This is a genomic window from Inquilinus sp. OTU3971, assembly GCF_038440215.1.
In genome coordinates this window covers 1-11,345 of record NZ_JASATH010000007.1, presented here as the reverse complement: position 1 = coordinate 11,345, position 11,345 = coordinate 1, and the positions used below count along the sequence as shown (strand labels likewise).

Annotated in this window: 10 protein-coding genes; 5 read left to right on the top strand and 5 right to left on the bottom strand. The window is 69.1% G+C overall.

What is annotated here, in order from left to right:
* The first annotated feature begins 234 nt into the window (after positions 1-234).
* Together AAHM41_RS03120 and dacB are read left to right on the top strand one after the other, a co-directional pair.
* Positions 235-957 carry a sugar transferase gene (locus AAHM41_RS03120; RefSeq protein ID WP_342235044.1) on the top strand — a complete coding sequence of 241 codons (723 nt, stop codon included), beginning with the start codon at positions 235-237 and terminating at the stop codon, positions 955-957.
* 157 nt (positions 958-1,114) lie between these two features.
* Positions 1,115-2,551, top strand: a complete 1,437-nt coding sequence (gene dacB, locus AAHM41_RS03115; protein ID WP_342235106.1) for a D-alanyl-D-alanine carboxypeptidase/D-alanyl-D-alanine endopeptidase — start codon at positions 1,115-1,117, stop codon at positions 2,549-2,551.
* A 7-nt stretch (positions 2,552-2,558) separates the two neighbouring features.
* On the opposite strand, the gene AAHM41_RS03110 is transcribed toward dacB, so the two are convergent.
* Positions 2,559-3,848 (bottom strand): NAD(P)/FAD-dependent oxidoreductase, encoded by a 1,290-nt coding sequence (locus AAHM41_RS03110; protein ID WP_342235043.1) that lies wholly within the window; start codon positions 3,846-3,848, stop codon positions 2,559-2,561.
* Positions 3,849-4,056: 208 nt separating this feature from the next.
* Here AAHM41_RS03110 and AAHM41_RS03105 point away from each other — a divergent pair, with 208 nt between their 5' ends.
* Positions 4,057-5,832 (top strand): diguanylate cyclase domain-containing protein, encoded by a 1,776-nt coding sequence (locus AAHM41_RS03105; RefSeq protein WP_342235042.1) that lies wholly within the window; start codon positions 4,057-4,059, stop codon positions 5,830-5,832.
* 12 nt (positions 5,833-5,844) lie between these two features.
* Here the strand turns inward: AAHM41_RS03105 and zigA are convergent, their stop codons facing one another.
* From zigA to AAHM41_RS03090, 3 genes are all read right to left on the bottom strand, one after another.
* Positions 5,845-7,053 carry a zinc metallochaperone GTPase ZigA gene (gene zigA, locus AAHM41_RS03100; protein ID WP_342235105.1) on the bottom strand — a complete coding sequence of 403 codons (1,209 nt, stop codon included), beginning with the start codon at positions 7,051-7,053 and terminating at the stop codon, positions 5,845-5,847.
* 2 nt (positions 7,054-7,055) lie between these two features.
* Positions 7,056-7,340 carry a hypothetical protein gene (locus AAHM41_RS03095; RefSeq protein ID WP_342235041.1) on the bottom strand — a complete coding sequence of 95 codons (285 nt, stop codon included), beginning with the start codon at positions 7,338-7,340 and terminating at the stop codon, positions 7,056-7,058.
* 114 nt (positions 7,341-7,454) lie between these two features.
* Positions 7,455-7,703 carry a DUF1272 domain-containing protein gene (locus tag AAHM41_RS03090; protein WP_342235040.1) on the bottom strand — a complete coding sequence of 83 codons (249 nt, stop codon included), beginning with the start codon at positions 7,701-7,703 and terminating at the stop codon, positions 7,455-7,457.
* 188 nt (positions 7,704-7,891) lie between these two features.
* On the opposite strand from AAHM41_RS03090, the gene AAHM41_RS03085 reads away from it, so the two are divergent.
* Positions 7,892-8,422, top strand: a complete 531-nt coding sequence (locus tag AAHM41_RS03085; protein ID WP_342235039.1) for an AP2/ERF family transcription factor — start codon at positions 7,892-7,894, stop codon at positions 8,420-8,422.
* Here the strand turns inward: AAHM41_RS03085 and AAHM41_RS03080 are convergent.
* The gene (locus AAHM41_RS03080) at positions 8,419-9,789 is read right to left on the bottom strand and encodes a glutamine synthetase family protein (protein WP_342235038.1); all 1,371 of its coding nucleotides are present in this window, start codon (positions 9,787-9,789) and stop codon (positions 8,419-8,421) included. The two genes, AAHM41_RS03085 and AAHM41_RS03080, sit on opposite strands and share 4 nt — an antisense overlap.
* Before the next feature lie 183 nt (positions 9,790-9,972).
* Here AAHM41_RS03080 and AAHM41_RS03075 point away from each other — a divergent pair, with 183 nt between their 5' ends.
* Positions 9,973-11,313 carry a glutamine synthetase family protein gene (locus tag AAHM41_RS03075; RefSeq protein WP_342235037.1) on the top strand — a complete coding sequence of 447 codons (1,341 nt, stop codon included), beginning with the start codon at positions 9,973-9,975 and terminating at the stop codon, positions 11,311-11,313.
* The last annotated feature ends 32 nt before the right edge of the window (positions 11,314-11,345 follow it).

Sequence of the window (11,345 nt, the reverse complement as noted above, 5' to 3'; positions counted from 1 at the left end):
TTCCTGTCTCTGCCCTTGATCTATCCACGCTCGTGGCGGCAACATACGGCAATAAATGGATTGTCTCCCCTGGCGGCATTCGATATACATAGAAGGCGCATTCAATGGCCGCCAGGCCACACTAAAAATTGCCATGTTTCAGGCAATTATAACGTGCGCGACCCTAGTGACTAGGGGGCGGGGAGTCAGACGAAATTTTAAGGTGGGGTGTTCTGCCGGTTGCGGCGGCGGGACATGTTCTGCTCCTTTGTTTCAGTTTTCTGGGGGTACAGGAATATGCAGTCCGACAGCCTCGTCGATACTGCCGCCGTAGACATTTCCGCGGAGGCGCCGATCCGGTCGGCGCGGGTGGGCATGGCGGCGAAGCGGTTGATGGATATCGTATTGTCGATCGTCTTTCTGATCCTGTTTTCGCCGTTGTTCCTGGTCTGCGCGGCGATGATCCGGCGTTCCGGCCGGGGGATCTTCTACAGCGACCGCCGCGTCGGTCGCCACGGCAAGATCTTCTACTGCCACAAGTTCAGGACGATGGTTCCCAACGCGAACAAGTTGTTGGCGGATCTTCTTCAGAAGAACCCTGAGATGCGGCGCGAGTGGGAATCCGGCTTCAAGCTGAAGAAGGACCCGCGGGTGACTGCGATCGGCCGCTTCCTGCGCAAGACCAGCCTCGACGAGTTGCCGCAGCTGCTGAACGTGCTGAAGGGCGATATGAGCTTGGTCGGCCCGCGGCCGATGTTCGAGGAGGAGCAGGAGCGCTGGGGCGCGGCGATCCGCTACTATCACAGCACCCGGCCCGGCATGACCGGCGTGTGGCAGATCTCCGGCCGCAACGACACCAGCTACGAGACCAAGATCCGGCTCAATGTCGACTATGTGCGGACCTGGACCCTGTGGCGGGACATCGTGATCCTGTTCAAGACCCCGAGAGTCTTCCTGCCCGGCACCGGCGCCTACTAGCCGAACCGGCCCGTCGTCCGGCGGCCGCCCCCGCCCAGCGACCGATACGGCCCCCTCGCGGGGCCGTGCTTGTTTCGGCCTCGCCACCGCTTCCGACTCGCCGCGCCTGGAGCTATAGGAGGGCGCGACCCGATGCGGAGGATGCCGGCCCGTGCCCATGATGAGACTGTTCCGCCTGTTCCTGCTGCTGGTGCTGGCGGCCGCCCTGCCGGTCGATGCGGCCCGGGCCCAGGCCGGGGCGGCGGCCACCCGCAGCGGCCTCCCCGCCGGGGACGTCGCCTACATCCTGTTCGACGCCCAGAGCGGCCAACTGATCGACGCGGCGCAGGCGACCCGGCCGATGATTCCGGCATCGACCATGAAGGTCGCGAGCATGCTGGCGGCAATCGAGATCCTCGGCGCCGACCATCGCTTCACCACCATCGTCACCGCGGGCGGCTCCATCGCGGGGGGCGTGCTGAACGGCGACCTGGCCCTGATCGGCGGCGGCGATCCCACCCTCGACATCAACGATCTGGCCGACCTCGTGCGCCAGGTCCGGCAGGCCGGCATCACCAGGGTGACCGGCCGCTTCATCGTCGACGACACGGCGCTGCAGGCCCTGCCGTTCCTCGACCCGCTGCAGCCCCTGGCGGCCTCCTACAATCCCGGCCTCACCGGCCTCGCCGTCAACTTCAACGCCTTGCGGGTGAGCTGGCAGACGCGGCAGGGGCGCTTCGACGCCCGTGCCGACGCGGTGGCGGAGGGGCGCAACGTCACGCTGCCCTGGGTCGATGTCAGCGAGGGCGCGGCCACGCCCTATCGCCCGGTCGAAGGCCATGAGGGCTGGATCCTGTCGTCGCGGCTGCCGGACAAGGGCTCCGACCTGCTGCCGATCCGCTACCCGTCGGCGACCGCGGCCGAGATCTTCCGGAGCTTTGCTCGCGACGCCGGGATCGCCCTGCCGGCCCCGGCGATCGGGCCGCGCACGGCCGAAGGGACCATCATCGCCCGGCACGACAGCGAGACGCTGCCGGTGATCGTCACCCGTGTCCTCAAATACAGCAACAACCTGTCGGCCGAGATGATCGGCATGATGGCGGCGCGGCAGGCGCTGGGCCGCAGCAGCATCACCCAGGGGGAGGCGGGCCGGACGCTGGCCGCCTGGTGGGCGCAGAAGCAGCCGCAGGTGGATTGGAGCGGGCTTTCGATCCCGGGAGCATCCGGCCTCAGCACCGCCGCCCGGATCTCGCCGGTGCAGATGGCCGCGGTGCTGATCGAGGGCAACCGGATCGGTCTGCCGGCGCTGATGCCGGAGCGGCCGGACGGCGGGGCCGAGGCCGGTGCCGGCGAGCCGGCGCCGCTGGCGGCCGGCCGGCTGCGGGCGAAGACCGGCACCATGGGCTATGTCCGCGGCCTGGCCGGCTATCTGTCGGCCAACAGCGGCCGGCAGCTCGGTTTCGCCATCTTCATCGTCGACGAGGCGCAGCGCGCCGCGGCCGACGCGGCGACCGATCCCCTGGTCCTTGCCGTGTCGCAGCCGGCCCGGCGCTGGCTCGGCCAGGCCCGGGCAACCGAGCGCGAGCTGCTGCGGCAGTGGGCCGCCGCTTACTGACGTCTGCCTAAAGCAGGTCGCGCAGCCGGTACCAGGTCATTGCCAGCACCAGGGCCGGCATGCGCAGCATCCGCCCGCCCGGGAAGGCTTGGTGCGGGATCCGGGCGAAGACGTCGAAGCGGTCGGCCTGGCCGCGGATCGCTTCGGCCATCACCCGCCCGGCCATGCCGGTCAGCAGCACGCCGTGGCCGGAGAAGCCCTGGGCGAAGAAGATGTGCGGCGCCAGCCGGCCGAAATGCGGCGTGCGGTTGAGGGTGATGCCGACACGGCCGCCCCAGCAGAACTCGACCTTCTTGTCGGCCAGGCGGGGCAGGGTGCGCGCCATGGTCCTGCGCATGGTCTCGGCCAGGCGCCGCGGCTCATAGCCGGAATAGCTGACGCCGCCGCCGAACAGCATCCGGGTGTCGTGCCCCAGCCGGTAGTAGTTCAGCACGAAGTTGATGTCGGCGACGGCGAAGCCCGACGGGATGGTCTGCTGCGCCAGCGCTTCGCCCAGCGGCTCGGTGGCGATGATGTAGGTGCCGACCGGCATGACCCGCGAGCGGATGGTGCGGTCGACATCGGCCGACAGCGCCGGCAGATAGGCGTTGCCGCAGAGCGCCACGAAATCGGCGGTGATCCGGCCCCTCGGCGTCGTCGCCACCGCCGGGCTGGCCTGGTCCAGCCGGGTGACCGGCGTGTCCTCGAAGATCCGCACGCCCAGCGAGCGGGCCGCGTCGGCCAGGCCCAGCGCATAGTTCAGCGGATGCAGCTGGCCGCTGCCGCTGTCGAGCAGCCCGCCGACATAGCCGGGCGCATCGACCAGCGCCCGGATCTCGGCCCGCGACAGCATCCGGCCCTGGTGGTAGCTGAGCCCGTCCCATTCGGCGACATGGGCCTCCAGCTCCTCCATGTGCCGGTGCTTCAGCGCGCCCAGCACATAGCCCCAGCGCAGGTCGCAATCGATGCCGTACTGCTCGACGCGCTGCCGCAGCAGCGTCTTGGCCTCCTCCGACATGTCCCACAGCTTGCGGGCGTCGTCGCGGCCGACCCAGCCGGCGATGGTGCCGATGGCCTTGTTGAAGCCGGTCACCGCCTGGCCGCCATTGCGGCCGGAGGCACCCCAGCCGACCCGCTGGGCCTCGACCAGCACCACGTCGAGGCCGCGTTCCCTCAGCTCGATCGCGGTGCTGAGGCCGGTATAGCCGCCGCCGACCACCAGCACATGGCAGCGCAGATCCCCGTCCAGCGAGGGGAAGCGGAGATCGCGGTTGGCGGTGGCGGCGTACCAGGAGCGGACATGGCCGGCTGCTTGCATGACACGGTTTTGATGGCCTCGGATGCCGCCTTCAATAGCCCGGTCCGGACCGGGGCGGCCAGCCGGGCGGACGCCCGGTCCGTCATGTCCTGCCCGCATGACGCCAGCCCAAGGCAGCACCGACGGCTGTTCGCTTGTCGTGGCCGGAGCGAAGGGTGAAAATAGGACCATATACCGTGACCCCGGGGTATGGCCCTTGCCGGTGCGCATGCAGATTCGCGAGGTGGTGGAGGCGGCGGTCCTGACCTTCGTCCTGGCGGTGCTCGGCATTGCCACCCGGGGGCTGGAACCGCTCGCCCTGTTCTGGCCGGCGAACGGCGCCCTGATCGCCTGGTTCCTGCGCCGCCCCACCCGCCGCAGCCCGCTCTGCTGGGCCGGGGTGGCCGTGGCGTTCGTCGCCGCCGACCTGTGCTATGGGCGCAGCATCGATTTCGCAGCAGTGCTGCTGCTGTCCAATCTCGCCGAGATCGCGGCGGGGCTGGTCGCGTTGGCGCCGCTGCGGCCGGAGGACCGGGATCTCGCCCATCCCACCGCGGTGCTGCGCGTCGGCGTCGCCTGCGTCCTGGCGGCCCTGGCCGGCGGCGTCGTCTCGGCGCTCGGCTTCGCCCTGCGCGGCGACCCGGAGATCCTGCTGAACACCGGGACCTGGTGGATGTCGGAGATCGCCGCCCTGGCGGCGGTGCTGCCGCTGGCGCTGACCCTGCCGTCGCGGCCATGGCCGGCCGGCTGGTTCGCCCGCGCCATCCGCGTGGATCTGCCGGAGCTGGCAGGTCCCCTGGCTTTGCTGGTCCTGATGGCGGCGCTGGGCGTGGCCACCGGCGGGATCGGCACCACCGGATATCTGCTGCTGCCGCTGATCTGGTCGGCAATGCGGGCCGGCATCTTCGCGACCACCGTCTTGGCGGCGCTGGTCGGGCTGTGGATCTTCGCTGCCCTGGGCCTCGGTCTCGACCGGCTGCCGTCACAGACGCTGGCCGAGGACCCGCTGCGGATCCTGCTGTCGACCCGGCTCTCCGTCGCCCTGATCTCCATGGCCGCCGTCATGGTGGCCAGCATCATGTCGACGCGCCGCCGGATCGAGCTGCGGCTGGCTGAGAGCGAGAATCGGCTGGCCCTGGCCTTCGAGGGCACCAATGACGGCATCTGGGACCTCGATCTGCCGTCCCGCCAGCTCTCCGCCTACGATGCCGACTTGCTGGCGGCGCGGACCGATGAGAAACCATGCCGGCCGCTCGACGACTGGCTGCCCAAGATCCATCCGGAGGACAAGGGGCGGGTCTTGATGGCGTTGGAGGAGCATCTCGCCGGCTGGACGCCGACCTGCGTCGCCGAATTTCGCTGGCCTGCCCCTGGCCGTGGCTGGGTCTGGCTTCTGGCGCGGGGGCGGACGGTCGAGCGCGACCATGCCGGGCGACCGCTGCGCATCGTCGGCTCCTTCATGGATGTCTCGGCCCGCAAGGCGCTGGAGCAGAAGATCGAATACATGGCCAATCACGACGCGCTGACCGGGCTGGCGAACCGGCACGCGCTCGACGCCGCACTGCGCGACCGGATCACGGATTACCGCCGCCGGTCGGCAGGCGCGGTGCTGATGGTGATCGATCTCGACGGCTTCAAGGCGGTCAATGACGGACACGGTCACCTGGCCGGTGACACCGTGCTGCGCGCCCTGTCGCAGCGCCTGACGGAGGTGCTGCCTGCGGGCATGACGGCGGCGCGGGTCGGCGGCGACGAATTCGCCGTGATCGGCGGCGAGCTGAAGGCCGGAGAGATCGAGGCCCTGGCCGAGCGGGTCGGGGCGGCTCTCGCGGTTCCGATCCCGGTGGGCACCGGCACCGTATCGGTCGGCGCCAGCATCGGCTGGGCTTTCCTGCCCCAGGATGCCGAGGACGAGCACGGGCTGGCCGCCGTGGCCGACGCCAGGCTCTATGCTGCGAAGCAACGGCTCCGGCAGGCGGAGCCGCCGTCGCGGGCCTCGGCTTAGCAGGCCCCCGGGCTATGCCGCGCGGCGCCAGGCCGGGAAGGGATCGGGCAGGTCGGCCCAGCCGGCCGGATCGAAGCCGGCCGGCGGGTCGAGCAGGCAGGCGTCGAGCTCGCGCCGGATCGCCGCCTGGTCCATGCCGATGCCGATGAACACCAGCTCCTGCCGCCGGTCGCCGAACACCGGGTCCCAGCGGGCCTCGATCATGCCGCGCATCTCCGGATCCTGGGGCCAGCGCTCCCGCGGCACCGCCGCCCACCAGAAGCCGATCGCTTCGTGCCGCAGGATGGCGCCGGCCTGGCTCATCTCGCCAACCCAGCCGGGCCGGGTCGCCAGCCAGAAATGCCCCTTGGAGCGGATCACCCCGGGCCAGGGCTGCTGGAAAGCGGCGTGCAGCCGGGCCGGGTGGAAGGGGCGGCGGGCCCGGTAGACGAAGCTCTCGACACCGTATTCCAGCGTCTCCGGCCGGTGGTCCGCGAACTGGTACAGCTCCTTGAACCACAGCGGATGCTCGCGGGCCTGGTCGAAGTCGAAGCGGCCGGTGCCGAGGATCGAGTCGAGCGCGACGGCGCCGAAATTCGCCTCGACGATCGCCGCCTCCGGATTCAGTCCGGCGACGATGCGGGGGACCATCTGCCGCTGCTCCGGCGTCGCCGCGTCGATCTTGTTGATCACCACCACATCGGCGAACTCGATCTGGTCGACCAGCAGGTCGACCAGGGTGCGGCCGTCGCCGTCGCCGGCGGTCTCGCCGCGGTCGCGCAGGAAGTCGGTCGAACCGAAATCGGCCAGCAGGTTGGCGGCGTCGACCACCGTCACCATGGTGTCGATGCGGGCGACGTCGCCCAGCGAGGCGCCGTCCTCGTCCCGAAAGTCGAAGGTCGCGGCCACCGGCAGCGGCTCGGAGATGCCGGTCGATTCGATCACCAGACAGTCGAAGCGGCCCTGCTCGGCCAGGTGGCGGACCTCGCGCAGCAGGTCGTCGCGCAGGGTGCAGCAGATGCAGCCATTGGTCATCTCGACCAGGGTCTCGCTGGTGCGGCTGAGATCGGCGCCGCCGGCGCGGACCAGCTCGGCGTCGATGTTCACCTCGCTCATGTCGTTGACGATGACGGCGACCCGGCGGCCCTCGCGGTTGCGCAGGATGTGGTTGAGCAGCGTCGTCTTGCCGGCGCCGAGGAAGCCGGAGAGGACGGTGACGGGGAGGCGGGCGTCCGGCCGCATGGTCACGACACCCACCGGCGCGGGGCAGGGGCGGCCGCGGCCTCGTCCAGCCGCAGCCCGAGCGCCAGCGAGCTGAGCAATTCGGCGCAGCGCGACGTGCCGTGCACCTCGGCCAGGCGCGGCATGGCCTCGGTCAGCAGCGCCGAGGCCAGGGCGGCCGGGGACAGGCCGACGGCCTCCAGCTCGGCCATCAGTCGGCGGATCTCGCCGGTGGCGCGGGTGAAGCCGGCCGGCGTGTGGACGCCGGGGGCGATCTGTTCGAGGGTCTGGTGCGGCTGGTCTGGCATGGCTCTCGTCCGGTGATTTTAATGTTATATCATAACAATTAAAATCCAGACGCAAGCCTCCTGTCGACCGGCGTGGTGATCGCCGTTGCCGCACCCCCGAAATCGATCCCGGACTCAGCCGGCCGGCCGGCATCCCTGCGGCTTGAACACGCGCACGGTCGAGGCGGGGTGGCGGAGCAGCGCCGCCGGCGGCCGGATCGGGCGCGGGGCGAATCCGCCGCCGCAATTCGGGCAGCGGCCGCCCAGGACCGTCTCGGCGCAGCTTGTGCAGAAGGTGCATTCGAAGCTGCAGATCATTGCCTCCCGCGAGCCGGGCGGCAGATCCTTGTCGCAGCATTCGCAGTTCGGTCGCAGCTCCAGCATTCGCTTGTCCTCAAAGGATTCCGGCCGGGGAGTCCCGCCCAGGCGGCGGATGCCGCGCCGCCGGAAATCATACAAATGGTTAATGCCTCGACAACTGCTGCAAAAGCGGAGCCCGCTGTGTCAGTATCCCCGTGACCAACATGGAGATCTCGATGCGCGTCAGCCGGATTGACAACCCCGCAAAGCGAATGCTCGGTTGGCTCGTGCGGTATTCGGTCGCCGGGCGGCACACGCGCAAATTTTTCTCAGATCTGGCCCATGGCGGGTCCTCGAAGAAGGCGAAGGCCGCCGCCGAGGCCTTCGCGCTGGAGCATCTGCCCGATCATCAGGAGATCCGGTCGCTGCGGACGCGGCTGCTGCCGCGCCGGAACACTCCGCACGGGATCCCGGGGGTCGCGCGCTATGTCCGCCCCGGCGGGACCTCCGCCTTCTGGACGGCCTATTGGACCCAGGACGGCGTGCGTCGGCAGAAGAAGTATTCGGTCACCCAGCTGGGCGAGCACGAGGCGCGCGAGCTGGCCTTCGCCACCCGCGAGGAGATGACCGCCGGCAATCAGGAGCGGCTGGCCGAGCTGCTCGATATCTATTTGAACGACCACAAGGCCAAGCGGCAGCGCCGCCGGGCCGAGCCGGCTGCCGCCGCGCCGCGGGAGGCGCCGAAGCGGCGGCCCCGGCCGGCGGTGGACGCGGCCGGCCAGGAACGCCGCAGCCGGGCCTAGACCTTGCTCAGGTACCAGTCGTATTCGAGCTGGCTGATCTGGGAGAAGAACTTGTCCCGCTCGGCCCATTTCAGGGCCAGGTAGATGTCGAGGAAGCGGCGGCCGAAATACTCGTTGAAGAAGGCCGAGCCGTCGAGCTGCTCCAGCGCCACGATCCAGGACGAGGTCAGGGTCGGCTCGATCTTGGCATAGGCGTTGCCCTGGATCGGCGGGCCCGGATCGATCTGCCGCTTGATGCCGTGATGCGCCCCGGCCAGCACCGCCGCGACCACCAGATAGGGGTTGCTGTCGGCGCCGGCGACGCGGTGCTCGACCCGGCGGTCCTTCGGCTTGCCCGGCGGGATGCGCAGCGACACGCTGCGGTTGTTGGCGGCCCAGGTCGGAGCGTGCGGCACGTAGGAGTTCGGCTGGAACCGGCGGAAGGCGTTCTGGTTCTGGGCGAACACCGCCATGCCCTCGGCCATGGTGGCGCCGAGGCCGCCGATGGCGTGGCGCAGCATCGGGGTGCCATGCGGGTCCTCCGCGGCGAACAGGCTGGCGCCGGCCGCGTCCAGCAGGCTCATATGGATGTGGAAGCCGCTGCCGGCCTGGTCCGGATAGGGCTTGGCCATGAAGGTAGCCTCGACCCCGTGCTTGGCCGCGACCGACTTGACCACGCGTTTGAACAGCACCGCGTCGTCGCAGGCCTCGAGCGGGTCGTCGACATGGCGCAGATTGATCTCGTACTGCCCCGGTGCGTATTCCGAGACCAGGCTGTCGACCGGGATGCCCTGCGCCACGCAGGTGTCGTAGATTTCGTGCAGCAGGTCGTTGAAGTCGTACAGCTCGTCGATGCCGTAGACCTGGGTGGTGTCCTGCCGCTTGCCGCTGATCGGCGACACCGGCGGCCGCGGCCGCCCGTCCTCGCCGCGCTTGCGGTCGACCAGGTAGAATTCCAGCTCCACCGCCACCACCGGGTGCAGCCCGTCGTCGCGCAGGCGCTGGACGATGTTGGCCAGGACGGTGCGCGGATCGGCGAAGAAGGGGGAGCCGTCGAGGTCCTGCATCGCCAGCAGCACCTGTCCGGTCGGGCGCGACAGCCAGGGCACCGGGTCGAGCGTGTGCGGGACGGGGAAGCAGTCGCGGTCCGCGTCGCCATCGGCGAAGCCGAGGCCGGTCTCTTCGACCGTTTCGCCGGTGATGTCGGTGGCGAAGAGAGAGCCGGGGAAGGTCAGGCCGTCGCGGAAGATCTTGTCCAGCGCGGTGACGGGGACCTTCTTGCCGCGCAGGACGCCGCACATGTCGCAGACCAGGGCGTCGATGTGGGTGATGTCAGGAAATTGCGCGCGGAAATTCCTTACGATGTCGTTCGATGTGCGTTCATGCATTTGGTCACGCAATTGTTGCCGAGAGGCCTTCATCCTCGCAGCCGGCCTGGAACTGTCAAGCCGGGCCGAGTCGGAGCGGCCATGCGACGCCCGTTTCCGCTTCCCACCCCCCCGGGGGGCTCGGCTATGGTGACCCGGCTGAAACGAGAAGCGGGGTCCGCCTAAAGGGGCTGGCCAGATTTTATGCAAAAGATGGTGGACTTCATTCACGACCATGGCGTGACCGAAGTCGAGTGCCTGGTCCCGGACATCAACGGGATCGCCCGGGGCAAGATTCTGCCCGACGACAAGTTCATCAAGGGCCTGAAGACCCGCGGGATGCGGATCCCGGAATCGATCTTCATGCAGACGGTGACCGGGGAATACCCCGATGACGACGTCACCAACGCCGCCGACATCGACATCTACATGGTGCCCGACCGGGAGACGATCCGGATCGTGCCGTGGTACGAGGAGCCGACGGCGCAGGTGATCTGCGACGCGGAATATGTCGACGGCAGCCCCTGCGAGCTGTCCTGCCGCCACGTGCTGCGGCGGGTGCTGAAGCTGTACGAGGCGAAGGGCTGGAAGCCCCTGGTGGCGCCCGAGCTCGAATTCTACCTGGTCAAGAAGAACATCGACCCGGACTATCCGCTGGAGCCGCCGATCGGCCGGTCCGGCCGCCCGGAGACCGGGCGCCAGTCCTACGGCATCGACGCAGTCAACGAATTCGACCCGATCTTCGAGGAGATCTACGATCACTGCGAGGCGATGGGCCTCGACGTCGACACCCTGGCGCATGAGGCCGGGGCGGCGCAGATCGAGATCAACTTCAACCATGGCGACCCGCTCGACCTCGCCGACCAGGTGCTGATCTTCAAGCGCACGGTGCGTGAGACGGCGATGCGCCACGACGTCTACGCCACCTTCATGGCCAAGCCGCTGCAGAACGAGCCCGGCAGCGCCATGCATCTGCACCAGAGCGTGAACGACGCCAAGACCGGCCGGAACCTGTTCGCCACCAAGGACGGCGGGAACAGCGACCTGTTCCTGTCCTATATCGCCGGGCTGCAGAAATTCGTGCCGGCGGCGATGCCGCTGTTCGCCCCGAACGTGAACTCCTACCGCCGCCTCGACCCCGAGAGCGACGCGCCGATCAACGTCCATTGGGGCATGGACAACCGCACCGTCGGCTTCCGCGTGCCGATCGACGAGCCGCAGGCCAAGCGGGTCGAGAACCGGGTCGCCGGCGCCGACTGCAACCCGTATCTGATGTTCGCGGCCTCGCTGGCCTGCGGCTATCTCGGCATCGTCAACGAGATGCAGCCATCGAACCCGGTCGAGGGCTCGGCCAAGCGCCTGGCCTTCACCCTGCCGCGCCACCTCTATGACAGCCTCAACAAGTTCTCCGCCTCGCGCCCGCTGCGCGAGGTGCTGGGCGAGAAGCTGGTCGACGCGGTGTGGTGGGTGAAGAACAAGGAGTACGACGCCTATCACCGCGTCATCAGCTCCTGGGAACGCGAGAACCTGCTGCTGAACGTCTGAGCCGGACCGGGGCCCGGCGCCGGCGGGGGGGG